General features: G+C 62.0%; 21 protein-coding genes. 9 read left to right on the plus strand and 12 right to left on the minus strand.

Translation table 11 applies throughout. The features are described from left to right. Positions 1–14 precede the first annotated feature (14 nt). From RA19_RS03975 to RA19_RS04000, 6 genes are all read left to right on the plus strand, one after another. The gene (locus RA19_RS03975) at positions 15–368 is read left to right on the plus strand and encodes a nuclear transport factor 2 family protein (RefSeq protein WP_039159746.1); all 354 of its coding nucleotides are present in this window, start codon (positions 15–17) and stop codon (positions 366–368) included. After that, positions 365–1,894, plus strand: coding sequence for an ABC transporter ATP-binding protein (locus RA19_RS03980; RefSeq protein WP_039159748.1), 1,530 nt, complete (start codon positions 365–367; stop codon positions 1,892–1,894). The genes RA19_RS03975 and RA19_RS03980 overlap by 4 nt, the downstream gene beginning before the upstream one ends. Before the next feature lie 264 nt (positions 1,895–2,158). Then, entirely contained in the window at positions 2,159–3,172 is a 1,014-nt protein-coding gene (locus RA19_RS03985) for an ABC transporter permease (protein WP_342586041.1), read from the plus strand. Beyond that, entirely contained in the window at positions 3,172–4,179 is a 1,008-nt protein-coding gene (locus RA19_RS03990) for an ABC transporter permease (protein ID WP_039159750.1), read from the plus strand. The genes RA19_RS03985 and RA19_RS03990 overlap by 1 nt, the downstream gene beginning before the upstream one ends. 410 nt (positions 4,180–4,589) lie before the next feature. Next, complete coding sequence (locus RA19_RS03995; RefSeq protein ID WP_039131160.1) at positions 4,590–5,513, plus strand: sulfite exporter TauE/SafE family protein; 924 nt, start codon at positions 4,590–4,592, stop codon at positions 5,511–5,513. A 3-nt stretch (positions 5,514–5,516) separates the two neighbouring features. After that, entirely contained in the window at positions 5,517–6,302 is a 786-nt protein-coding gene (locus tag RA19_RS04000) for a TIGR02186 family protein (RefSeq protein WP_039159752.1), read from the plus strand. Positions 6,303–6,481: 179 nt separating this feature from the next. Here the strand turns inward: RA19_RS04000 and RA19_RS04005 are convergent, their stop codons facing one another. The 6 genes from RA19_RS04005 to RA19_RS04030 all read right to left on the minus strand — a co-directional run bounded on the left by RA19_RS04005 (position 6,482) and on the right by RA19_RS04030 (position 13,448). After that, positions 6,482–7,219 (minus strand): SDR family oxidoreductase, encoded by a 738-nt coding sequence (locus RA19_RS04005; protein WP_039159754.1) that lies wholly within the window; start codon positions 7,217–7,219, stop codon positions 6,482–6,484. Then, positions 7,216–8,754 (minus strand): ATP-dependent DNA helicase, encoded by a 1,539-nt coding sequence (locus tag RA19_RS04010; protein ID WP_039159756.1) that lies wholly within the window; start codon positions 8,752–8,754, stop codon positions 7,216–7,218. The genes RA19_RS04005 and RA19_RS04010 overlap by 4 nt, the downstream gene beginning before the upstream one ends. Before the next feature lie 63 nt (positions 8,755–8,817). Beyond that, positions 8,818–9,459, minus strand: coding sequence for an acyl-homoserine-lactone synthase (locus RA19_RS04015; RefSeq protein WP_039159758.1), 642 nt, complete (start codon positions 9,457–9,459; stop codon positions 8,818–8,820). 95 nt (positions 9,460–9,554) lie between these two features. Then, entirely contained in the window at positions 9,555–10,274 is a 720-nt protein-coding gene (locus RA19_RS04020) for a helix-turn-helix transcriptional regulator (RefSeq protein ID WP_039159759.1), read from the minus strand. Between the two features lie 357 nt (positions 10,275–10,631). Next, positions 10,632–11,918: a crotonyl-CoA carboxylase/reductase gene (ccrA, locus tag RA19_RS04025; RefSeq protein WP_039159761.1), complete on the minus strand. Its 1,287-nt coding sequence runs from the start codon at positions 11,916–11,918 to the stop codon at positions 10,632–10,634. A gap of 111 nt (positions 11,919–12,029) precedes the next feature. Next, positions 12,030–13,448 carry a 1-acyl-sn-glycerol-3-phosphate acyltransferase gene (locus tag RA19_RS04030; protein ID WP_039159763.1) on the minus strand — a complete coding sequence of 473 codons (1,419 nt, stop codon included), beginning with the start codon at positions 13,446–13,448 and terminating at the stop codon, positions 12,030–12,032. Between the two features lie 173 nt (positions 13,449–13,621). Here RA19_RS04030 and RA19_RS04035 point away from each other — a divergent pair, with 173 nt between their 5' ends. The 3 genes from RA19_RS04035 to deoD all read left to right on the plus strand — a co-directional run bounded on the left by RA19_RS04035 (position 13,622) and on the right by deoD (position 16,748). Then, complete coding sequence (locus RA19_RS04035) at positions 13,622–15,589, plus strand: protein meaA (RefSeq protein ID WP_039159766.1); 1,968 nt, start codon at positions 13,622–13,624, stop codon at positions 15,587–15,589. Positions 15,590–15,707: 118 nt separating this feature from the next. Further along, complete coding sequence (locus tag RA19_RS04040) at positions 15,708–16,025, plus strand: H-NS histone family protein (protein WP_039159767.1); 318 nt, start codon at positions 15,708–15,710, stop codon at positions 16,023–16,025. Positions 16,026–16,043: 18 nt separating this feature from the next. After that, positions 16,044–16,748, plus strand: coding sequence for a purine-nucleoside phosphorylase (gene deoD / locus RA19_RS04045; protein ID WP_039159770.1), 705 nt, complete (start codon positions 16,044–16,046; stop codon positions 16,746–16,748). Positions 16,749–17,001: 253 nt separating this feature from the next. On the opposite strand, the gene RA19_RS04050 is transcribed toward deoD, so the two are convergent. From RA19_RS04050 to sdhA, 6 genes are all read right to left on the minus strand, one after another. Then, positions 17,002–17,859, minus strand: coding sequence for an urea carboxylase-associated family protein (locus RA19_RS04050; protein WP_039159772.1), 858 nt, complete (start codon positions 17,857–17,859; stop codon positions 17,002–17,004). 74 nt (positions 17,860–17,933) lie between these two features. After that, on the minus strand, positions 17,934–19,109 hold the full coding sequence (locus tag RA19_RS04055; protein WP_039159774.1) for a type III PLP-dependent enzyme: 1,176 nt from the start codon (positions 19,107–19,109) through the stop codon (positions 17,934–17,936). Positions 19,110–19,718: 609 nt separating this feature from the next. After that, positions 19,719–19,988: a hypothetical protein gene (locus RA19_RS04060; protein WP_039159776.1), complete on the minus strand. Its 270-nt coding sequence runs from the start codon at positions 19,986–19,988 to the stop codon at positions 19,719–19,721. Between the two features lie 493 nt (positions 19,989–20,481). Further along, a complete protein-coding gene (locus RA19_RS04065) occupies positions 20,482–21,261 on the minus strand; it encodes a succinate dehydrogenase iron-sulfur subunit (protein WP_039159778.1) in 780 nt (259 codons plus the stop codon). Positions 21,262–21,288: 27 nt separating this feature from the next. Next, positions 21,289–21,582 carry a hypothetical protein gene (locus tag RA19_RS04070; RefSeq protein ID WP_039159780.1) on the minus strand — a complete coding sequence of 98 codons (294 nt, stop codon included), beginning with the start codon at positions 21,580–21,582 and terminating at the stop codon, positions 21,289–21,291. Further along, on the minus strand, positions 21,582–23,387 hold the full coding sequence (gene sdhA, locus RA19_RS04075; protein WP_039159782.1) for a succinate dehydrogenase flavoprotein subunit: 1,806 nt from the start codon (positions 23,385–23,387) through the stop codon (positions 21,582–21,584). Before sdhA ends, RA19_RS04070 begins: the two co-directional genes overlap by 1 nt. Positions 23,388–23,399: the final 12 nt, after the last annotated feature.

The following is a 23,399-nucleotide window of genomic DNA, read 5'->3' on the forward strand; positions in this document are numbered from 1 at the left end:
GAAAGCCCCAGGCCATGACGGATTCCCTGAATATTCTGTTTGCGGCCTGGGGCGACCCAACGCCCGAAACACGTGCCGCCAAGACGGACGCGGCTATCGGGCCTCATTTCTACTACTCCGATCCCAACACCCCCGCCCCCATCGAAACCCGTGACGCCTATCTGGACTACATCGCGCAATTTGCCGCGATGATGCCGGGTGCCTCGGCACAGGTGGTTGCGTCTTCGGAACACCATGGCCACGTGCGCGCCACGGTGGATTTCCTGAAGGACGGCGCGCTGATGGTGCGCGGCCAGTATTTTGCCGACCTCGAAGACGGCAAGGTGGTGCGGCTGATCGGATTTCCAGGCATGGGAGAGCCCGATTGACCGCCCCCGCCATCGAACTCAAAGGCATTTCCAAGGCCTTTGGCCCGGTCCAGGCAAACAAGGACATTTCCATCAGCGTCGCCCCAGGCACCATTCACGGGATCATCGGTGAAAACGGTGCCGGGAAGTCGACGCTGATGTCGATCCTCTATGGTTTCTACAAGGCTGACAAAGGCGAAGTCTGGATCAAGGGCAAGCACACCGCGATCCCCGACAGCCAGGCCGCGATTGCCGCCGGCATCGGCATGGTGTTTCAGCATTTCAAGCTGGTGGAGAACTTCACCGTGCTGGAAAACATCGTCCTGGGCGCCGAGGATAGCGGCATGCTGATGCCCTCGCTGCGCCGCGCCCGCAAGGAGCTGAAGGCGCTGGAGGAGGAATACGAGCTGTTCGTGGACCCCGACGCCCGCATCGACGAGATCGGCGTTGGCATGCAGCAGCGGGTGGAGATCCTCAAGGCGCTTTACCGCAAGGCCGAGATCCTGATCCTCGACGAGCCGACCGGCGTGCTGACTCCTGCCGAGGCAGACCAGCTGTTCCGCATACTCGACCGGCTGCGCGCTGAGGGCAAAACCATCATCCTGATCACCCACAAGCTGCGGGAAATCATGGAGTACACCGACACGGTCTCGGTGATGCGGCGCGGACAGATGACCGCCACCGTAAAGACTGCCGAGACCAGCCCCGAGCATCTGGCCGAGCTGATGGTCGGCCGCAAGGTGCTGCTGCGCGTCGACAAGGTGCCGGCCCAGCCCGGCGCTCCAATCCTGGAGGTCGAGAATCTGCGGGTTGTCGACGAGGCCGGGGTTGAGCGGGTCAAAGGCATCGACTTGACCGTGCGCGCAGGCGAGATTGTCGGCATCGCCGGTGTGGCCGGCAACGGCCAGTCGGAACTGCTGGAAGTGCTCGGCGGCATGCGTGCGGGCACCGGCAGCATCAAGCTGCATGGCGCCCCCCTGCCCCTGCGCGGCCACGGCGCCGATGCCCGCGCCCGCCGCGATGCCCATATCGGCCATGTGCCGGAAGACCGCCAGCGCGAAGGCCTGATCATGGATTTCCATGCCTGGGAGAACGTGGCCTTTGGCTACCACCGCGATCCGGCCTATCAAAGCGGGCTTTTGATGAACAACACTGCCCTGCGCGCCGATACCGAAGCCAAGATGGAGAAGTTCGACGTGCGCCCGCCCGATCCCTGGCTGGCTGCCAAGAGTTTCTCCGGCGGCAACCAGCAGAAAATCGTGGTTGCCCGCGAGATCGAGCGCAACCCGGACCTGCTGCTGGTCGGCCAGCCGACCCGCGGCGTCGACATCGGCGCCATCGAATTCATTCACAAGCAGATCGTCGCCTTGCGCGACCAGGGCAAGGCGATCCTGCTGGTCTCGGTCGAACTGGAGGAAATCCTGTCGCTCTCCGACCGGGTCGCAGTGATGTTCGACGGCATGATCATGGGCGAGCGCCCGGCGGATCAAACCGATGAGAAAGAACTCGGCCTCTTGATGGCCGGTGTCGCGGGGGAGGCCGCGTAAATGGACAAACCAAAGTTTGTTTTGTACTTCGCAATCACCATAGTTTCAGGATTGGTAGCGAGAATAGGCGTACAGCAACTAATTGCCTCCCTGCCTGACAATCATTGGGCTGAACCATGGGCCCAACTCTTCCTAATCGCGTTTCTTGGCGCAGTGTTGTTGTGCATTACAAGCTTGGTGGTGTTTGCCTTCTTCCCAGCATTGCGCGATATAGTTCTTGTACCGCTAATCAGCTTATATCTTGCTACCGCAATCTCGGCCCTGGTGATCCTGGCAATCGGCGAAGACCCGGTTGCCGCGGTCAAGCTGATGATCGATGGCGCCCTGGGCTCCACCTATGGCTGGGGCTACACGCTCTACTACGCCACCAACTTCATGTTCACCGGCCTCGCGGTGGCGGTGGCCGCCCATGCGGGCCTCTTCAACATCGGCGGCGAGGGCCAAGCGATGCTGGGAGGTTTGGGCGTTGCCGTAATCTGCCTGTTCATCCCCTGGCCGCACTGGTCGCTGGCGCTGATCTTTGCAATCCTGGCCGCAGGCTTGTTCGGTGCCGCATGGGCAGCCATCCCTGCCTATCTGCAAGCCAAGCGCGGCAGCCATATTGTGATCACCACTATTATGTTCAACTTCATCGCTGCCGCGGTGCTGAACTACGTTCTGGTGAACCAATTGCGGCCCAAGGGTTCGCAGGACCCGGCGTCGGCCCGCTTTGCCGAGACAGTGCATCTGCCTTCCTTGCACGAAATGCTGGCCCCTCTGGGGATCGAGTTCTCCAAATCAGGCCCTGCTAATGTCAGCCTTCTGGTCGCGCTTGCTGCCTGTGTTTTGGTCTGGCTGCTGATCTGGCGAACGCCGCTGGGATATGAAATCCGCAGCCTGGGCAAATCCGAACCGGCCGCGCGCTATGCCGGCATTTCCTCGGTACGGATCATCATGGTGGCCATGCTGATTTCCGGCGCCCTGGCCGGATGCATGGCGATCAACAACGTAATGGGCGAGGCCGAGCGGCTGGTTCTGAACGCCACCGAAGGCGCGGGCTTCATTGGCATCGCCGTGGCGCTGATGGGCCGCAACCACCCCTTTGGCGTCTTCCTGGCCGCAATCCTTTTCGGCTTTCTCTATCAGGGCGGGGCGGAACTGGCTCTTTGGACCTCGATCCCGCGCGAGCTGATCGTGGTGATCCAGGCGCTGGTGATTCTGTTCACGGGCGCGCTGGACAACATGGTGCGTATGCCGCTTGAGAAGATCTTCCTGGCGCTGCGGAAGGGGCAGAACTGATGGACTTCCTGACCCTCATCCAAATTCTGGACTCCACCGTCCGCCTCGCAACGCCGCTGCTTCTGGCCTGCCTGGCCGGCTTGTTTTCCGAACGCGCGGGCATCTTTGACATCGGCCTGGAAGGCAAGATGCTGATCGCCGCCTTCTTCTCCGCCGCTGTTGCCGCCGTTACCGGCAATGTCTGGCTCGGCCTTTTGGCCGGCATCGCCTCTTCATTGGTGCTGGCTGCGCTGCACGGTGTCGCCTCGATCACTTTCCGCGGCAATCAGCTGATTTCCGGCGTCGCGATCAACTTCCTTGCCGCAGGCCTGACCGTGCTGATTGCCCAGGATTGGTTCCAGCAAGGCGGCCGCACACCGTCGCTGATCAGCGGCGGCCGCTTCGAAGGCTGGGAGTGGCCCTTTGCTATCGGCCCGCAGGACGCCGCCGCCGCCGGCACGCCAGTCTCTCAACTGATGGCTGCGGCGAATCCGTTCACTCAGGTTTATTCCGAACTGCTGTCCGGTCATTCGGTGCTGGTCTACTTTGCCTTCCTGGCCGTGCCTGCCACTTGGTGGATTCTGTTCCGCACCCGCTTTGGCCTGCGCCTGCGCGCCGTCGGTGAAAATCCAGCCGCAGTTGACACCGCCGGCGTCTCGGTTGTTGGCTTGCGCTATGCAGCTGTGATGATCTGCGGCCTCTTGTGCGGCATTGCCGGCGCCTATCTGGCCACAGCGCTGCAAGCCGGCTTCGTCAAGGACATGACCGCAGGCCGCGGCTTCATTGCCCTCGCTGCGCTGATCTTTGCCAAGTGGCGTCCCTGGCATGCGATGGGCGCCTGCCTGCTGTTCGGTCTGCTGCAAGCCATCGCCCTGCGCTTCCAGAATATTGAACTCGGCGGTGTTACCATCCCGGTCCAGGCCATGGACGCGCTGCCCTATGTGCTGACGGTGGTGATCCTCGCAGGCTTTGTTGGCAAGGCGATCCCGCCCCGCGCCGGCGGCGAGCCCTACGTCAAGGAACGCTGACACGCGCTCAACTCTCAAAAACGCCCGGTCAAGTGCCGGGCGTTCTCATTTGCACCGCTTCCATCTATTCCGGGTCAAGGGCCGCGGCAGCGGCGGCGCGAACGCGCCGTTCACCCTTGACGCGGAAAAGGCGGCCGCACACTCGAACGGGCCTCTTGAGGGACAGCCCTGCCCCTCAAGGGCTTCTCAGCGGACCCCCTTCCCGCCGCACGCAGTGCGGCGCCCGGCCCAAGGCTGCCAAGGTTAAGGGCAAGGCCCTTAACCTGCGGGCGCGGGAGCGCCCCTCGATTGCTACGATGCCCCCTCTGCAAACCCAGCAATAAGTCCAGTTTGCCGCATCCATCAGTCCTTATTGCTGCACAGCGGCATAGATTGTTGATTTTTGAACGAACTGCGGTTTAACAATGACCATGCAGATCTACCTTCCCATAGCTGAGGTCTCGGTTAATGCTTTCCTTCTCCTGGGCCTCGGGGGAATGGTGGGCATTCTCTCGGGCATGTTCGGAGTCGGCGGCGGCTTCCTGATGACGCCGCTTTTGTTTTTCATCGGCATCCCGCCCGCGGTGGCGGTGGCCACGGAAGCGAACCAGATTGTCGCCTCCTCCTTCTCCGGTGTCCTGGCGCATTTCCGAAGGCGAACGGTCGATATCAAGATGGGGCTTGTTCTGCAGGCCGGCGGCCTCATAGGCGCGGCGCTCGGGGTAGTGGTGTTCAACTACCTCAAGGCGCTCGGCCAGGTCGACCTGCTGGTTAAGCTCTGCTATGTTGTCTTCCTCGGCGTGGTCGGCGGGCTGATGTTCATCGAAAGCCTGAATGCGATCCGCAAATCCAAGAAAGCAGGCGGTGCCGCCCCTGCCCCGCGCCGCCAGCGCGGCTGGGTGCATGCGCTGCCGTTCAAGATGCGGTTCCGCACGTCCGGCCTTTACATCTCGGTGATCCCGCCGGTCCTGGTCGGGGTTTGCGTCGGTATCCTGGCTGCGATCATGGGCGTTGGCGGCGGCTTCATCATGGTGCCCGCGATGATCTACATTCTCGGCATGCCCACCAAAGTGGTTGTCGGCACCTCTCTGTTCCAGATCATCACGGTCACCGGTTTCACCACCATGCTGCATGCCACCACCAACTACACGGTGGACATCGTGCTGGCGGTTCTGCTGCTGATCGGCGGCGTCATTGGCGCCCAGATCGGCACCCGCATCGGCGTCTACCTGAAGGCCGAACAGCTGCGCATCCTGCTGGCGCTGATGGTCATCGCGGTCTGCGTCAAGCTGGGTCTCGACCTGCTACTGCAGCCTTCCGAGCTATTCTCGCTCGGCGACAGCGGAGGCCACTAACCCATGCGCAAGCTGCTCTTGTCTGCCCTGACTGCCGCCAGCCTGGTCCTGCTGCCGCACTCCGCCGCTATGGCCGCCAAGGAGGAAGTGGTCCTCGGCCTCAGCCAGGACCGGGTGGCGATCACCGCGACCTTTGACGGCTCGGAAATTCTGGTGTTCGGGGCTGTGAAGCGGGAAAGCCCGATTCCGACCGATCATCCGCTGGAGGTTGTTGTTACCGTCTCCGGCCCGGCGCCGGCCGTCATGGTCCGCCGCAAGGAGAAGAAACTGGGCATCTGGGTCAATGTCGACAGCGTTCTGGTCGACTCGGCTCCAGCATTCTACGCGGTGGCTACCAGCGCCCCGTTTGACACCGTGCTGACCGATACCGAGGACCTGCGCTACCGGATCTCGATCGAGCGTGCGATCCGCTCCGTCGGCGCTGCCATGCATATCCGCGGCGCCCAGGATTTTGCCGATGCAGTGGTGCGTATCCGCGAAAAGAATGACCTCTATTCGCTGCGGGAAAACACCGTGGCGGTGGATGAACAGACCCTGTTCCGCACCGCCATCAAAATGCCCGCTGATCTCACCGAAGGGGATTACAAAACCCGCATCTTCCTGACCCGCGGCGGTGAGGTCGTCTCCAGCTACGAGACCACCATTGACGTGCGCAAGGTCGGGCTGGAGCGGTTTCTGTATTCGCTGTCCCGCGAGCAGCCCTTCCTCTATGGGCTGATGTCCCTGGCGATCGCAATTGCCGCCGGATGGGGCGCCTCGGCAGCCTTCAGCCTGCTGCGCAACCGCTAAGGAGGGGCGCTGCCCCTCTTGGCCTTACGGCCAATTCACCCCGGGGTATTTGCGTCCAGAAAGAAGCCCGGGCCGGTCTGCTTCTTTCTGGTTCATAAATACCTCCGCTGCGCGCCAGCGCAGCGCCACGCCCAACGGGAGCGGCGCATCTTTGATGCGCCTGCGACGGGCGGGAGCATTCAGCCGCGGCCGATATAGGGCATTTTGGTTGCCATCACGGTCATGAACTGCACGTTGGCCTCGAGCGGCAGATTGGCCATGTGCAGCACCGACCTTGCTGCGTCCCCGACCGCAAATGTATGCATCGGTTCACCACCCGGATTGGCTTCGGCGTGGCGCTGGCTCAGATCCTCGACCATTGGGGTCCTGGTGTTGCCAATGTCGATCTGGCCGCAAGCGATGTCAAAAGCGCGGCCGTCCAGCGACAGGCTTTTGGTAAGGCCGGTGACCGCTGCCTTGGTGGCTGCATAAGGCGCAGACTGCGGCCGCGGCACATGGGCGGCAATCGAGCCGTTGTTGATGATCCGCCCGCCTTGCGGCAATTGATGGCGCATTTGCCTGAAAGCAGCGCGAGCCGTCAGGAACATGCCAGTGAGGTTCACATTGACTGAAGCAAACCAATCCTCCAGCGGGATCTCGTCGATCAGCCCCGGCGGGGTGAAGATGCCCGCGTTGTTGAACAGCACATCCAGCCGCCCTGCCGCCGCCGCAAAGCTGTTCACTGAGTGGTCCACCGCCGCCGGATCGGTCACATCCAAGGGCAGCACATGGGCATTGGCAAAGCCGTCGGCGATGGTTTCCAGCACCTCCGCCCGGCGGGCTGCCAGCCCTACCTGCCAGCCTTCGGCCAGGAACAGTTCCGCAACCGCGCGGCCGATGCCGGAACTGGCGCCGGTAATCAGGATAGATTGGCTCATGCGGGACTGTCCTCTTGTGCTTCCAGGGTCAGCGCGGCAGCAGACAGCGCTTTCAAGTCATCCACCGGCAGCGGGCCCGAGGGTTTCGCCAGCCGGTTGCGAACCACCCAGATCAGCCGTTCCTGGGCCCGGGTGATCGCCACATAGGCCAGCCGTTTCCACAACGGCTGCCCCGCCTCGACCCGCCCCATGCGGGCAGCAGCATAGATGTCAGGGGCAAAGACCTGCGCGGTGTCCCATTGCGAGCCCTGCGCCTTGTGAATGGTCACCGCCGCACCATGCAGGAAGGCTGCGCCCATGCGGGCGGCATAGGGGATGAAGGGCTCTTCCTCGTCGGGCTTTTCAATCTTCACAATCGAGGCGGCTGAGACCTGCGGATCCTCGGCCCCCATCACGTGCAACCGCGAAAACCCGGGCTTGCGGCCGGGGCCGAGAAAGATCACCTGGGCGCCCTTGATCAGCCCCCGGGCCTCAAGGTCCAGGCGTTTTTTGCGGTGCTTCAGCGGAAGCTCGATACCGTCGCAGATCAGCGGCTCGCCCGCGATCAACTCGTCCTCCGGGGCGCCATAGACGCTGCGGAAAGCGTTGATCAGCCGGATGCGGGTGTTGTTGCGCCAGACCAGCACCGGCGAGCGCGCCATCAGGTCGACCTCAACACGCTGCCCCCAGACTACCCGGTCGTCGCGCCGGGCGGTGTCCTCGACCATACGCTCAAAGTCCTCGAACCCCAGCTGCGGATCGGCCAGCGCATGGGCCAAGTCGAGGATCGGGTTGCCCGCCTCCTGCCGGTGGATCCGGTTCAGGATCAGGCGGCGCGGCTCGGGCAGCGCGTCAAACACCATTGAGCCGGACTGGTTCACCGGTGCCAGCTGCGCCGGGTCGCCGAACAGGATGAGATTGGGGAAAATCTCTTTCAGGTCCTCGAACTGGCGGTCGTCCAGCATCGAGGCCTCATCGACAAAGCCGATGTCCAGCGGCTCCTCGCGCCGTTTCCAGCCGGTGATAAAGTCGGAACCCCTCAGGCCTGCAGCCGCCAGAGCGCCAGGAATAGACTTATTCTTTTCATAAAACGCGGCAGCGCGGGCCAGGGCTTCTTCGGTCAGCCCCTCGATCTCGGGCTGGTCGCCCTGCCCCGCCAGCCATTCGGCAATCTTCTCGAACTCGGGATCATAGACCGGCGTGTAGAGAATGCGGTGAATGGTGGTGGCCGGCACCCCGCGCAACCGCAGCACGCTGGCTGCCTTGTTGGTGGGCGCCAGGATTGCCAGCGTGCGGCGGTCGTCGCCCTTCTTGCGGCTTTCATAATCGCCGGAGACGACCTCGACACCCGCCTGCTCCAGCGCCTTGTAAAGTTCAGCCAGCAGCAATGTCTTGCCCGAGCCTGCCTTGCCGATCACGGCCATCACCCCGGCATCGCCGCGGGGCGGGTGTAAGAGCCCGTCATCAAGGTCTACCCCCGCCTTGTGCAGGAGCTCGGTCACGCTGTCAAAAGCAGTGGCCTGGTCATCGGAAAACTGTACGGGCAGAGCTGTCATGGCGCGACCCTACAGGCGGCGGGCCGGGTCCGCCAGTGGATCCGGCCCCTTGCGTATGCCTTATCAGGCAGTCAGTGCCATCGGGGCAGTTTCACCCGCGCTTCCGAATGAGCGGTTGAACCACAACTGCGACACTTCCGGAGAGATCCCGGCCTTTCTGGACACGTTCAAATAGGTCTCTTCGGCATACTCCCAGTATCCCATACAGATCGGGTTGCGCCCGCTGCCTTGGCTGCTGACGATCTCCGGACCGAAGCCGAGGATGCGGAACGCCCGGGCCGTGTGCCGGTAGAACACCGCCGTGTAATGGGGTATGTCGAAATTCCGCATGATCTCCAGGCTGCCCAGCATCAGCCCAGCCGCGATCTTCCCATGCGCCTGCCGGGACAGACAGAACCGGGTGCATTCCCAGATCAGCGGGCTGCAGACCGGGACGCCGTTGCACAGATCCAAAAACACCTCATTCACCATCACCCGCCCAGTTGTCGGCAGAAACCGCATCGAACCGCCATGGCTGCCGTCGGGCATCTCCCAGATCATGTAAAGCGGGTCCAGCTCGTCGTACTGATCCCGCTCTTCGCCGCGGGTGTTCACATGCACATCCCAGCCGAGCCGGGTCTTGAACTGATCCGCCCGGTCCCGGAACATCGATTGCGTCAAGTCAGCATAATTGTGAAGATCATGGCCATAAACATAGCGCAGCATGGTTTAGTCCCCTTTTGGTAGAAAAGAGGGTAAATCATACTACCTTTGAGCATATTAACCGAGATACATAACAACCCTAGACTGCATGGACGCCGTCAAACCACAATCAAACCAAGACTTAAGGCCCGCGCAATTGCATGTGTTGTATTGATCGCGCCCAGCTTGAACCGGGCGCTTTCAATGTAGACGCGTAAAGTGTGCTCGGAAATGGACAGCGTTTCCGCGACCTGCGCGCGGCTATAGCCGATCGCGAGCAGCGTCAGGGCATCAATTTCACGCGGCGACAAAGGCTGCGTATGCTCGGCATTGCGGGACGGCCCCAGCTCCAGCACCCTTCGGTTGAAGTAATGCGCCATCAGAATGAAATCGCGGCTGTGCTTCTCGGTGATCTTTTCCCAGGTTGCGTCGTCGCAGTTGTGGCTGACGGTAAACAGCGCGAACTGCCCGTTCGGACCGCGGATGGGAATGGCATAACCCTGATTGCCAACCCCATGCTCCAGCGCATCTTTCAGGAACTCCCGGGCCGGTTTCGGTGACCAGTCCAGCCGCTTCCAGTCCACCGGATGGAAACGCTGATAACAGCCCAGAACCACCGGATCGACCCGCGAGTACGCCTTATCTATATAACGTTTTGTCCATTCCTCGGAGTAGGACCCGAAGTAGTAGTGGTTGCCGGCCGTTTCGACCCAAAGGTACATCGCATGATCAACGCCGAACCCCGCACAGACCTGTCTGATGATCTGATGCAGACCATCCAGGGTTCCGACGGCGTCGAGCGCCTCCAGAATGCGGTCCAGTTCTGCCTTGTGTGCCATTATCGCATACCGTTGTATCCAAGTCCCGGGGTAGCGGGGCGCAACGCAACCTGCAAGGTTTCATTAAGCCGCCTTACCACCGTTTGCCGGTTCTTTTGCAGTGCCGGCCTCCCTTGGGTCAATGACAACCTCTGGCATTCCTGAAGATTATTTTCGGTCACTAAGCTTAAGCGGGAGTGTTAATTTAAGTGCGCGCCTATAGCCATAAAAGCCGGATTTATCACCGGCTTGCCCTCCCTTGAAAAGCAAAGGGCAAGAGGGAAAAACAGCGAAAAAGATAAAATTATAAACAAAAATTCCCGCGAACCGCTCCTGCGATTCGCGGGTTGTTTCCTCTCAGGCAAATTCGCCTGAAAATTAGCTGCCGGCGTCCAGCACGTCCTGCAGGGTGCGCAGGCCGGTTTTCGGCGCCTGTACCAGCACCGACATGTTGCCCGGCAGGTGCTCGTTCCGGCGCATCTTCATATGCGCTTCCGGCAGGTCAGCCCAGGTGAAGACTTCCGACATGCAGGGGTCCAGACGGCGCTCGACCATCAGCTGGTTGGCTGCCGACGCCTGCTTCAGGTGGGCAAAGTGCGAGCCCTGCAGGCGCTTCTGGTGCATCCACATGTAGCGCACGTCGAAGGTCAGGTTATAACCGGTGGTGCCGGCGCAGATCACAACCATGCCGCCCTTCTTCACCACGAAGGTGGAGACCGGGAAGGTGCTTTCGCCCGGGTGCTCGAACACCATGTCGACGTTCACGCCCTTGCCGGTAATGTCCCAGATCGCCTTGCCGAACTTGCGGGCTTCCTTGAACCACTCGGCATATTCCGGGGTGTTGACCGTGGGCAGCTGGCCCCAGCAGTTGAAGTCTTTGCGGTTCAGAACGCCCTTGGCGCCCAGGCCCATGACAAAGTCGCGCTTGCTTTCGTCCGAGATCACGCCGATGGCGTTGGCGCCGGCGGTGTTGATCAGCTGGATCGCATAAGACCCCAGGCCGCCCGAGGCGCCCCAGACCAGAACGTTCTGGCCCGGCTTCAGGTCATGCGGCTCGTGGCCGAACAGCATCCGGTAGGCGGTGGCCAGGGTCAGCGTGTAGCAGGCGGCCTCTTCCCAGGTCAGGTGCTTGGGGCGCGGCATCAGCTGCTGGGCCTGAACATTGGTGAACTGGGCGAACGAGCCGTCCGGAGTCTCATAGCCCCAGATGCGCTGGCTGTTGGAATACATCGGGTCGCCGCCGTTGCAATGCTCGTCGTCGCCGTCGTCCTGGTTGCAGTGGATGACAACCTCGTCGCCAACCTTCCAGCGGGTCACTTTGGAGCCCACCGCCCAGACGATGCCAGCCGCGTCGGAACCGGCAATGTGATAGGGCTGCTTGTGGACGTCGAACATGCTGATCGGAATGCCAAGCGAAGCCCACACGCCATTGTAGTTGACGCCGGCCGCCATCACCAGAACCAGCACCTCGTGGCTGTCGAGCTCGGGCACATCAACGACTTCGACCTGCATTGCCTTATCCGGCTCGCCCTGGCGCTCCTGGCGGATGGCCCAAGCGTACATTTTCTTGGGCACATAGCCCATCGGCGGGATTTCCCCAACCTCATAGAGATCTTTCTCGGGCGCCTCGTACGACATGACGTCAGTCTGGGTGTCCAAAGCCATGATGGCCTCCTTTGTGTCCTAGTTTTGCCGCGGTGCAGAATCGCAGCGGTTACCTAGGGAATAGGATTGAGGAGGTAATATTGCAACCTCTTTTGCGCTCTCTTGGTAATTTTATAACCCTGCAGATGCAGCATCACCCTTAGCAGGTGCAGAAAAATCCTCTGCTGCACTGTCCTCCGGCAGCAGGTGGCGGATGGAGTTTGCATAGAAGTCCAACAGATCGCGGCGTGCCTCAACCGGGGTGAAACGGCCGTTTGCCTCGGTGATCAGCCCGCGCCGCTGCAACTGGCGCAGCCCAACCTCGGCGGTATAGGCCCGGTTTTCCTGTGGTATGTGGACATGGGCCATCGGCATCGCCGCGATCAGCGCATCCAGCCGGTGCTCAATCGCGGAGCGGCTGAGACCGCCGTGGCGCTGCAGGATGGCGGCAATCAGCGGCACCGGCAGCACTGGCACAATGCCGCTGATCCGTTCCATCAGCTCCCGCGCCAGCGGCTTGGTGATATCCCCTTCCTGCCCGGCATCGAATCCCGCCAGGCTGAGGGGGCGGCCGAAATTCACTGCCGCATAGCCCGAGCGGTGGTAGCGCCCGGTCATCCACAGCCACAGCTGCCGCAGCAGCCGCAACGCCACCAGGCCGATACGGGCGCGGAACCGCCGCTCGCCGGCCTTGGCGGCGGAGGTCAGGATCCTGTCTTCCAGCACCCGGTCGTAGTTCAGCGCCACCGGCACAAAGACCACATCGCGCCCCTCCGGGTCATAGCCCTCGACGATGTATTTCAGCAGGCCTAGCTTGGCCGGGGCAAGCGCACCATCCAGGCTTAACCCGCCTTCGGGAAACATCGCCTGGGTTGACCCGCCCCGCGTCGCCAGCCGGACATAGGCCGCCAGAACCCTGCGGTAGAGGTCATTGCGCGAGCGGCGGCGGATGAAATAGGCCCCCATCGCCCGGATCAGCCGGCTGAGCGGCCAGACACGCGCCCACTCCCCCACCGCATAAGACAGCGCTGAGCGGTCTGCAGCCAAATAGGTCACCAGCACGTAGTCCATGTTGGAGCGATGGTTCATCACAAAGACCACGGTGGCATTCGGATCAATCGCCTGCAGCGCCGCCTCGTCCTGATGGCCCAGCCGCACCCGGTAGACCGCATTGGACAAGAGCCGCGCCGCCCGGATGGCAAAGCTAAAATAGGCGAAAGCCGAAAACCCCGGCACGATCTCGCGCGCGTAGCGGCGCACCTGTTCAAAGGCCACGTTTTCAGGGATGCCTTCAGCCGCCGCATGATCCACCGCAGCCTGTGTCACTTGCGGATCATGGATCAGCCTTTGGATCATGTCGTGGCGCCGGGCCAGCTTGAACGGCTCAATCGGCCGTTCCAGCCGCTGGTTCAGCCGCGCCACGGCCCGCTCCAGCCGCCGCCGGAAGAACCAGCGCACCGAGGGGAACAGGAAATGCGAGGCAAAGGTCACCGCGGCAAAGCCCAGGATCAGCACAAAGAGCCACAGCGGAAGTTCCACGGTTTGCGTCATATTATGAACCTTGCGTGAGGCCTGCGGGCATTACAAGCGCGCAGGCGGCAGAGGTCTCCCCACCGCAAAGGCGGAATTGCCGCAACGCAGCGAATTGACACGGGTTTAAAATTGCAGTTTACATCTGCCTGACGAAATAAAATTACCGCCACACTGACTCGCGAGGCCCGCTCATGCCGCAGACGCAAAAAGACCGCCCCTGGCTGATCCGCACCTACGCCGGCCACTCCACGGCATCGGCGTCCAACGCGCTGTACCGCGCCAACCTGGCCAAGGGCCAGACCGGACTGTCGGTCGCCTTCGACCTGCCGACCCAGACCGGCTATGACAGCGACCACGTTCTGGCGCGCGGCGAAGTGGGCAAGGTCGGCGTGCCGGTCTGCCACCTGGGCGACATGCGCACCCTGTTCGACGAGATCCCGCTCGAGCAGATGAACACTTCAATGACCATCAACGCCACTGCGCCCTGGCTGCTGGCGCTGTATATCGCGGTGGCCGAGGAACAGGGCGCCGATGTGTCGAAACTGCAAGGCACCGTGCAGAACGACTTGATCAAGGAATACCTGAGCCGCGGCACCTATGTCTGCCCGCCCAAGCCCAGCCTCAAGATGATCGCGGATGTGGCGGAGTATTGCTACACCAACGTGCCCAAATGGAACCCGATGAACGTGTGCTCCTACCACCTGCAGGAAGCCGGCGCGACGCCGGAGCAGGAGCTGGCCTTTGCCCTCGCCACCGCCCAGGCGGTGCTGGACGAGCTGAAGCCGCGCATCGCGCCCGAAGATTTCCCGGCCATGGTCGGCCGCATCTCCTTCTTCGTGAATGCCGGCATCCGCTTTGTGACCGAAATGTGCAAGATGCGCGCCTTCGTCGATCTGTGGGATGAGATCTGCGAGAAACGCTATGGCGTCGCCGATCCCAAATTCCGCCGCTTCCGTTACGGCGTGCAGGTGAACTCGCTGGGCCTGACCGAGCAGCAGCCGGAAAACAACGTCTACCGCATCCTGATCGAGATGCTGGCGGTGACGCTCTCCAAGAAAGCACGCGCCCGCGCGGTGCAGCTGCCCGCCTGGAACGAAGCGCTTGGCCTGCCCCGCCCCTGGGACCAGCAGTGGTCGATGCGGATGCAGCAGATCCTGGCCTATGAAACCGACCTGCTGGAATACGGCGACCTGTTCGACGGCAACCCCGCGGTCGACGCCAAGGTGGAAGAGCTGAAGGATGGCGCCCGCGCCGAGCTTGCCAACCTTGAGTCGATGGGCGGCGCAGTGGCCTCGATCGAATACATGAAAGGCCGCCTGGTTGACTCCAACGCCGAGCGCCTGAACCGGATCGAGAAGAACGAAACCGTTGTGGTCGGCGTCAACAAATGGACCGAAGGCGAGCCCTCGCCGCTGCAGACCGAAGACGGCGGCATCATGGTGGTCGACCCGGCGGTCGAGCAGGAGCAGATCGCGCGGCTGAACGCCTGGCGCGGCGAGCGCGATGCGGCCGCAGTCGAAAAAGCACTGACAGGCCTGCGCGCCGCCGCACAAAGCGGCGCCAATGTCATGGAGCCCTCCATTGCCGCCGCCAAGGCCGGCGTCACCACCGGCGAATGGGCCGAGGAAATGCGCAAGGTCTATGGCACTTACCGCGGCCCGACCGGCGTGTCGGCCTCAGTGTCGAACAAGACCGAAGGGCTGGACGACCTGCGTGATGCCGTGAACGCCGTCAGCGACGTGCTGGGCCGCCGGATCAAGTTCGTGGTCGGCAAGCCGGGTCTCGACGGCCACTCCAACGGCGCCGAGCAGATCGCCTTCCGCGCCCGCGACTGCGGCATGGACATCACCTATGACGGCATCCGCATGACCCCGGCCGAGCTTGTGGAAGCGGCGCAAAAGGATGACGCCCATGTGGTCGGCCTGTCGATCCTGTCGGGCAGCCACCTGCCGCTGGTCGAGGAAATGATGACCCGGATGAAGGAAGCAGGCCTCGCGCATGTTCCAGTGATTGTCGGCGGCATTATCCCCGACGACGACGCCGAGCGGCTGAAATCCATGGGAGTCGCCCGCGTCTATACTCCCAAGGACTTTGAGCTCAATTCAATTATGAGCGACATCGTCGACCTGGCAAAACCATCGGAAATTGCAGTGAATTAACTTTTCCTGCGCAATTTTCCGCGAATTCCAAAAAAGATGCTGAAAGGCGTCTGGCGTTTGCGTCATAAATGATGACATACCGGGATCTCCGGTATGTCATTTTTATGTGGAGTGCAAAATGACCGTCGATCTTTCAACAATGACAAGAAAAGAACTTCTTCAGCTGCAAAGCGACGTGGAAGAGGCACTGCGCGCGGCAGAACTGCGCGAGCGCCAGGAAGCCCTGAAAGCCGCCGAAGAAGCTGCTGCAAAATACGGCTTTTCGCTGGATGAGATTGCCAGCGCATCGCGCCAGGGAGCCAAGAAAAACAAAGCGGCTCCGAAATACCGCAATCCCAGCAACCCTGAAGAAACCTGGACCGGCCGCGGCCGCAAACCGCATTGGGTGCATGCCGCGCTGACCGCGGGCATGGATATTTCCGAACTGGAAATCTGATCCCGGCGGAGCAAAGCCATGACCATTCATATTGGCGCCGCCAAGGAAGACATTGCAGAAACCGTGCTGATGCCCGGTGACCCCTACCGGGCGAAATGGGCAGCCGAAACCTTTCTGGAAGATGCCAGGCTGGTCAACGAGGTGCGCGGCATGCTGGGTTATACCGGCACCTGGAACGGGCACCCCGTGACCATCCAGGGCAGCGGCATGGGAATGCCGTCGCTGTCGATTTACGCCAATGAGCTGATCCGGAATTACAGCGCTAAAACGCTGATCCGCATCGGCTCCTGCGGCGGCATGCAGGATAAGGTCAAGGTCCGCGACGTGATCCTGGCAATGACGGCCAGCACCGTGAACAGCCCTTCCAGCAGCCTTTTCAAGGAGCTGAACTTTGCGCCCTGCGCTGACTGGGGCCTGCTGCAGGCCGCCGCCCAGGCAGCGGCCAAACGCAGCACGCCAACCCATGTCGGCGGCATCTACTCTTCGGACGTGTTTTATGATGAACGCCCCGACCTGAACGAGCAGATGGTGCGCCACGGCATTCTTGGCGTGGAAATGGAAGCGGCCGAACTTTACACGCTTGCAGCCCGCTACGGCTGCCGTGCGCTGGCGGTGCTAACGGTTTCCGACCATTTGGGCACCGGCGAAGCGCTGCCCTCCGATCAGCGCGAGCGCAGTTTCGGCGATATGGTGGAAATTGCGCTGGAAGCCGCCTTTTCTTGACGTTAGGTAAATTGATTAGTTTGAAAGGGCGGCTGGTTTCCACCGCCCTTTTTTATTGAGATGCAGGTTTTGACCTTTTGATCAGAGAAAGCATGCGCGGCGCCATTCCCGGTTTTGCGAAATAACCGCCGCGCCAGCTCATTCACCAGCCTTCCGGCGTTCAAAGGACCGGGGCCAAAGCGAAGGCATTACTTTACAGAACCCGCGCCAATTTTGGCACCCATTCTAAAACAAACCTGATCGCGGCTTCGTTTCACCGGCATCCATGGCTTTGATCATAGGCATTGGGCAGCGGGCTTTTCCACCCGGACAACGCTCCCTCGGCAGGAGCAATAACCTCCACCAGCAGTGGAAAGCAGGCCGCGGTGTCGCTGGAATGCTCGGCCGAACAGTCGCCGCCCGGGCAAGCGCTAAGAGCACCCAGCAAGTCGATCTCGGCAAAGAACTCGAGATAATCGCCGGGCCGGACCGGGCTGGCCTTCATGAAATACTGGCCGGTATCGCGGGTAAAGCCCGTGCACATGAAGACATTCAGCACATCATGCACATGCGGCTCCGCCTCAGCGGGCGGGAGGCCCAGATGATCCGCCAGCGCCCGGGTCAGATTGGAATGGCAGCAGTGATGGTACTGGCTGCCTGCCAGCAGGTTGCCGGTGTAGGGATCGCAACGGGTGCCGATCACGTCATGCACCGAGCCGCCGAATTCATCCATGCCGTACCAGCCCAGCGTATCTTCGGTGATGGTGGCCATCGGGCGCATATGCGGAAAGCTGGTCCACATCCTCTCACCGGTGGTGATATGGGTGCCGTGCAAAGCCCGGGTCTTGCCCGAGTAAAACCGCTCGCTGAGATCGTTCTTGTTCCAAAGGTTCAAGTCCCCCACCTGCGGCCCCTCCACCGAAGAGATCCGGAAGAAATGCCCGGCAGGCACCTCGAAACAGGCAGCGTCGCGGGGCTGCACCAGCACTTCCCCGGTTTTCACAGCACCTTGCCGCGCCGCCTGGTAAAGCGGCAAGTCCGGCACGGGCAGGGTTTCATTCGGATAGCAGATCACCGGCTTGATGGCACGGCGGGCCGCGGCATCAGCGGGCGCGGCAGGGGATTTCGTCATGGGGCAAACCTTCCTGTTCGTTTGCCCCATCAAGACCGCGCCGCAGCCGGTTTGCAAGCCTTGCCGGCGCGCTGTCAGATCACAACCACATCCAGCGGCGGGAAGCCGTTGAAACCGACCGATGCATAAGTCGACGTATAGGCGCCGCAGGAGTGGATCACCACCCGGTCGCCGCCTTTCAGGCCAAGGGGCAGCTGGTAGGGTTTGCGTTCATACAGAACGTCGGCGCTGTCGCAGGAGGGGCCTGCCAGGATGCAAGGGCCGGTGGTCTCATGGTCGCGCCCGGTGGTGATGCGGTAGCGGATCGCCTCGTCCATGGTTTCTGCTAGGCCCGAGAACATGCCGATGTCCAGGTAAACCCAGCGGTGCAAGTCATCATCATGCTTGCGCGACACCAGCAGCACCTCGGCGGCGATGGCGCCGGCTTCGGCCACCAGGCCCCGGCCCGGCTCGGCCATGATCTCCGGCACATCGCCAAAGCGCGCGGTGACCAGTTCCATCACTTCGCGGGCATAATCCTCTGCCGGCAGCATCTCCGCGCCGTAGGACGCCGGAAAACCGCCGCCGATGTTCAGCAAGGTCAGCTTGTGGCCCGCATCTTCTGCCTGGTGCCAGACGCGCGCAACCTGGTCCAGGGTGCCAGCCCACATCCGCGGCTCGCGGGTCTGAGAGCCGACATGGAACGACAGACCTTCCACTTGCAGCCCGCGGGCGGCTGCATAATCCATCAGTTTCAAAGCCTTGTCAGGCGTACAGCCGAACTTGCGGCTGAGCGGCCAGTCTGCCTCGCTGGCCTCGACGATCAGCCGCAGGCAGATCTTGGCACCGGGCGCGTGCTCGGCCAGTTTATCCAGTTCCTCGCGCGCATCGGCTGCGAAATGCGTGATGCCGATGCTGTGGGCAAATGCGATGTCGGCGGGCCGCTTGATAGTATTGCCGAAGGTGATCCGCCCGGCAGCGGCACCTGCAGCCAGGCACATCTCGATCTCGGCCCGGCTGGCCGCGTCGAAATTGGCACCTTCCTGCACCAGCCTTTCCAGGATGCCCGCTGCCGGATTGGCCTTGACCGCATAATGGATGCGCGCACGCCCCAGGCCGCGCGCCAGTGCCCGGTACTTGCTCGCCACTGCTTCGGCATCGACAACCAGGGTGGGCCGGTCAAACCGGTTGGCGGCAATGAAGCTCAGAGTGCGGGAAACGGCTTCACCGTGACGGGCAGCCAGCCCGGCTACGTTTGCGTTCATGGTCATCTCCAAAAGACCCGGCCATATATGACCGCTCAGTTCTGTCAGAGACGTTACCGTCGCTACGTAACCGTAGGGGCGTGACCCCTTTCGCCAGAGGCGCGTGCGTTGGCGTCTTGGGCGCCCGTATCGGCGAAAGAGGTGAGTCTTTCAAGTGTTTTTTCCGCCTGCCGCCAAGGACAAGCCCAACCGGCGCGCTCCCGCCTGTTCGTGCGCCTTTTTGCAAAGGCACCTCGCAGTTGGGCGTGGCACCGCGCTTTGGCGCGGTGCCACGCCCAAGGCCGCACTGAAGGCGCTCCGGCGCAGCCGGGGCGCCTGCGGGCGCGGGAGTTCTCTCTGTTATGTTTTGCCGGCAGGTTTTCGGCAGACGCGCGGGGCATCCCCTCCCGGCTGAACCGCTCCGCAATAGCTGCAACGCCACTGCGCCTGCGCCCGCTCCTGGCGCCAGCGGCAGTCACGGGTCAAGCTGGTGGCCCTGCGCCGCCAAAGGAAATAGGCAAAAACGCCGGCCAACAGGAAAAGAAGCAAAACAGGCATGCTGCCTATCTAAGGCGCCTCCGCTGCAGCCTCAACCTCGCTCCGCCCCCCCGGCTGCTATACCCCTGCCCTGCCCCCTCAAGCGTTGATGCAAGAAGTCGCCTGTGCCGCCTGCGCCTGTGTCACATTGGGCCCGCTTTGAACAGTGCGGAGAACCACCGCCCCTGCCCCATGGCCCAGGAACTCCGTACGCACCCGGTATTGCCCGGCAATGCCCGCAGCCTCGACGCAGCCCGGAATACGCGCATCGGTAGCCGCAAGCTCGGCAGCCAGCCGGTCGTTGTCCGCCGCCGTCATACAGCCTGCCAAACCGCTCAGCACCGCAAGGGCCGCAATAGTGCGTCTCATAAAATCTCTCCGCCGCCTGTTCCTGCACATCAATACCCCCGGTCTCGCAGGAAACCCGGGGCATTTGCAAATCTTCAGCCTTCCAAGCAGCAGAACTTTGCTCACCCCGCAGGATGGCAGCACACTTTGGCCCCGCTTGCTATTCAGCCCGCATGCATGCGTTTGCCTTTGCAGCCTGGGCTGCGCTCACCCCGGCGCCAGGCTGGAAAACCTGAACAACCGAGACCCCATAATACTCTGTCGTCACGGAATACTGCCCGGTAATTCCGGCAGCCTTTGCGCATTGCGGCCGTTTGGCGTTCAACGCCTCCCAATCCGCGTTCACTTTGGCTGACTGTTCAGTACTCACACATCCTGCCAGAACACCAAGGGCTGCAGCGCAAAAGGCTGTTGCAATTCTCATCTCAATCTCTCCGATATAAATTTGGCAAACAAAAAACACCCTGCGATGTTTGCCATCGCAGGGTGTGAATTCGCAACCGGGAAAAATGCGTCAGACGGCGCGTTCGACCATCATCTTCTTGATATGCGCAATCGCCTTGGCCGGGTTCAGGCCCTTGGGGCAGGTCTTGGCGCAGTTCATGATGGTGTGGCAGCGGTAGAGCTTGAACGGGTCTTCCAGATTGTCCAGACGCTCGCCCGTGGCTTCGTCGCGGCTGTCGATGATCCAGCGGTAGGCATGCAGCAGCGCGGCCGGGCCGAGGTAACGGTCGCCGTTCCACCAGTAGCTCGGGCACGAGGTCGAGCAGGACGCGCACATCACGCATTCATAGAGGCCATCGAGCTTCTTGCGGTCCTCGATGGACTGCTTCCACTCTTTCGCCGGGCGGTTGGTCTTGGTCTCCAACCAGGGCATGATCGAGGCATGCTGGGCATAGAAATGCGTCAGATCCGGGATCAGGTCTTTGACCACCGGCATATGCGGCAGCGGGTAGATCGCCACATCGCCTTTGATCTCATCCATGCCATAGATGCAGGCCAGCGTGTTGATTCCGTCGATGTTCATCGCACAGGAACCGCAGATCCCCTCGCGGCAGGAGCGGCGGAAGGTCAGCGTCGGGTCGATCTCGTTCTTGATCTTGATCAGCGCGTCCAGAACCATCGGGCCGCAGCTGTCCATATCGACGAAATAGGTGTCGACCCGCGGGTTCTGGCCGTCATCCGGGTTCCAGCGGTAGATCTTGAATTTGCGCACATTGCTGGCGCCCTCCGGCTTGGGCCAGGTCTTGCCGGTGGTGATCTTGGAGTTCTTGGGGAGGCTGAATTGAACCATGGTCTGTCTCCTTCGGGTCCCTGGCGATTACTCGACCGTTACGGAATGGGCTTCGAGTCTGTGCGCCATACAGGCCGTGAAGGCCGCTTTAGCGGTGCGGAAGTCTTTGGCCTTGGCCTTGACCCTCTTGCTCTGCTTGATCGTCATGCGGACACCGCTGCTGCCAACACGCTTAAGGCTTTTGACATGAAGGGTTTCCGAATTGGCAACTTCTTCCAAACAATGAGGCTTTTCGTTCATCGCATAGAGGATCGGGTTTGCCGAAGCCGGCATGGCAAAGCAGGCCACTGCCAGGCCAGCGGAAAGTGTAAACTTTTTCATCAGAATGTCCTCGCCTTCGGCGCGATTTTCTTCAGGCTGATGCCGCCTTCGTCTTCAGTGGTCAGCGGATCGGTGATCACCGGACGGTAGGAGAGATCCACATTGTTGCCTTCCACGCGGGACACGGTGTGAACCCGCCAGTTCTCATCATCACGGGCGGTGAAGTCCTCATGCGCATGGGCGCCCCGGCTTTCCTTGCGCGCCTCGGCGCCGACGATGGTGGCCAGCGCGTTCGGCATCAGGTTGGTCAGCTCCAGCGTCTCCATCAAGTCGGAGTTCCAGACCAGCGAGCGGTCAGTCACGGCCAGATCGTCCATCTTAGCGGCGATCGCGGTCATCTTCTCCACGCCCTCGGCCATGGTTTCCGCGGTGCGGAACACGGCAGCGTCGGCCTGCATGCACTTCTGCATCTCCAGCCGCAGATCCGCGGTCGGGATGCCGCCCTTGGCGTTGCGCAGGGTGTCGAAACGGTCGAACGCCTTGTCGACGGAAGCCTGGTTCAGCACCGGGTTCGGCGCGTCGGCGTCGACAACCTTGCCCGCCCGGATGGCGGAGGCGCGGCCAAAGACCACCAGGTCGATCAGCGAGTTGGAGCCCAAGCGGTTGGCGCCATGCACCGAGGCGCAGCCCGCCTCGCCCACGGCCATCAGGCCCGGCACCACACCGGTCGGGTCTTCGGCGGTCGGGTTCAGCACCTCGCCCCAGTAGTTGGTCGGGATGCCGCCCATGTTGTAATGCACCGTCGGCAGAACCGGGATCGGCTCCTTGGTCACATCCACGCCGGCAAAGATCTTGGCGCTCTCGGAAATACCCGGCAGCCGTTCCGCCAGCGCCTCGGCCGGCAGGTGGCTCAGGTTCAGGTGGATATGGTCGCCCTCGGCGCCCACGCCGCGGCCCTCGCGGATCTCCATGGTCATGGAGCGGGAAACATAGTCGCGCGGCGCCAGGTCCTTGTACTGGGGCGCATAGCGCTCCATGAAGCGTTCGCCTTCGGAGTTGGTCAGGTAGCCGCCCTCGCCGCGTGCGCCCTCGGTGATCAGGCAGCCGGAGCCGTAAATGCCGGTCGGGTGGAACTGCACAAATTCCATGTCCTGCAGCGCCAGGCCTGCCCGCGCCACCATGCCGCCGCCGTCGCCGGTGCAGGTATGCGCCGAAGTGGCGGAGAAATAGGCGCGGCCGTAACCGCCGGTCGCCAGCACCACCATCTTGGCGTTGAAGACATGCATGGTGCCGTCATCTAGCTTCCAGCAGACAACGCCCTGGCACTGCCCGTCCTCGGACATGATCAGGTCGATGGCGAAATACTCGATATAGAATTCCGCGTTGTTCTTCAGGCTCTGGCCATAAAGCGTGTGCAGGATCGCGTGGCCGGTCCGGTCAGCGGCGGCACAGGTACGCTGCACCGCGGGGCCTTCACCAAACTCAGTGGTGTGGCCGCCGAAGGGGCGCTGGTAGATCTTGCCTTCCTCAGTGCGCGAGAACGGCACGCCGTAGTGCTCCAGCTCGTAAACTGCCTTGGGCGCCTCGCGCGCCAGGTATTCCATCGCGTCGGTGTCGCCCAGCCAGTCAGAGCCCTTGACGGTGTCATACATATGCCACTGCCAGCTGTCCGGGCCCATATTGCCCAGGGACGCCGCAATGCCGCCCTGCGCCGCCACGGTGTGGGAGCGGGTCGGGAACACCTTGGTCACGCAAGCGGTGCGCAGGCCCTGCTCGGCCATGCCCAGCGTCGCGCGGAGGCCAGCCCCGCCGGCGCCAACCACGACCACGTCATATTCATGTGTTTCGTATTCGTAAGCAGCCATTGAAAAGACCTC

Origin of the sequence: Leisingera sp. ANG-M1 (assembly GCF_000813745.1) — a bacterium.
Lineage (GTDB): Bacteria > Pseudomonadota > Alphaproteobacteria > Rhodobacterales > Rhodobacteraceae > Leisingera.

Bases quoted from the DNA above. Each gene is read 5' to 3' on its own strand.
- RA19_RS04050 (WP_039159772.1), bottom strand. From the start codon at position 17,859: ATGACGAAATCCCCTGCCGCGCCCGCTGATGCCGCGGCCCGCCGTGCC.
- RA19_RS03990 (WP_039159750.1), top strand. From the start codon at position 3,172: ATGGACTTCCTGACCCTCATCCAAATTCTGGACTCCACCGTCCGCCTC.
- RA19_RS04040 (WP_039159767.1), top strand. From the start codon at position 15,708: ATGACCGTCGATCTTTCAACAATGACAAGAAAAGAACTTCTTCAGCTG.
- RA19_RS04005 (WP_039159754.1), bottom strand. From the start codon at position 7,219: ATGAGCCAATCTATCCTGATTACCGGCGCCAGTTCCGGCATCGGCCGC.
- RA19_RS04015 (WP_039159758.1), bottom strand. From the start codon at position 9,459: ATGCTGCGCTATGTTTATGGCCATGATCTTCACAATTATGCTGACTTG.
- RA19_RS04070 (WP_039159780.1), bottom strand. From the start codon at position 21,582: ATGAAAAAGTTTACACTTTCCGCTGGCCTGGCAGTGGCCTGCTTTGCC.
- RA19_RS04065 (WP_039159778.1), bottom strand. From the start codon at position 21,261: ATGGTTCAATTCAGCCTCCCCAAGAACTCCAAGATCACCACCGGCAAG.
- deoD (WP_039159770.1), top strand. From the start codon at position 16,044: ATGACCATTCATATTGGCGCCGCCAAGGAAGACATTGCAGAAACCGTG.
- RA19_RS04035 (WP_039159766.1), top strand. From the start codon at position 13,622: ATGCCGCAGACGCAAAAAGACCGCCCCTGGCTGATCCGCACCTACGCC.
- RA19_RS04000 (WP_039159752.1), top strand. From the start codon at position 5,517: ATGCGCAAGCTGCTCTTGTCTGCCCTGACTGCCGCCAGCCTGGTCCTG.
- RA19_RS03975 (WP_039159746.1), top strand. From the start codon at position 15: ATGACGGATTCCCTGAATATTCTGTTTGCGGCCTGGGGCGACCCAACG.
- ccrA (WP_039159761.1), bottom strand. From the start codon at position 11,918: ATGGCTTTGGACACCCAGACTGACGTCATGTCGTACGAGGCGCCCGAG.
- RA19_RS04010 (WP_039159756.1), bottom strand. From the start codon at position 8,754: ATGACAGCTCTGCCCGTACAGTTTTCCGATGACCAGGCCACTGCTTTT.
- RA19_RS04060 (WP_039159776.1), bottom strand. From the start codon at position 19,988: ATGAGACGCACTATTGCGGCCCTTGCGGTGCTGAGCGGTTTGGCAGGC.
- sdhA (WP_039159782.1), bottom strand. From the start codon at position 23,387: ATGGCTGCTTACGAATACGAAACACATGAATATGACGTGGTCGTGGTT.
- RA19_RS04055 (WP_039159774.1), bottom strand. From the start codon at position 19,109: ATGACCATGAACGCAAACGTAGCCGGGCTGGCTGCCCGTCACGGTGAA.
- RA19_RS04020 (WP_039159759.1), bottom strand. From the start codon at position 10,274: ATGGCACACAAGGCAGAACTGGACCGCATTCTGGAGGCGCTCGACGCC.
- RA19_RS04030 (WP_039159763.1), bottom strand. From the start codon at position 13,448: ATGACGCAAACCGTGGAACTTCCGCTGTGGCTCTTTGTGCTGATCCTG.
- RA19_RS03995 (WP_039131160.1), top strand. From the start codon at position 4,590: ATGCAGATCTACCTTCCCATAGCTGAGGTCTCGGTTAATGCTTTCCTT.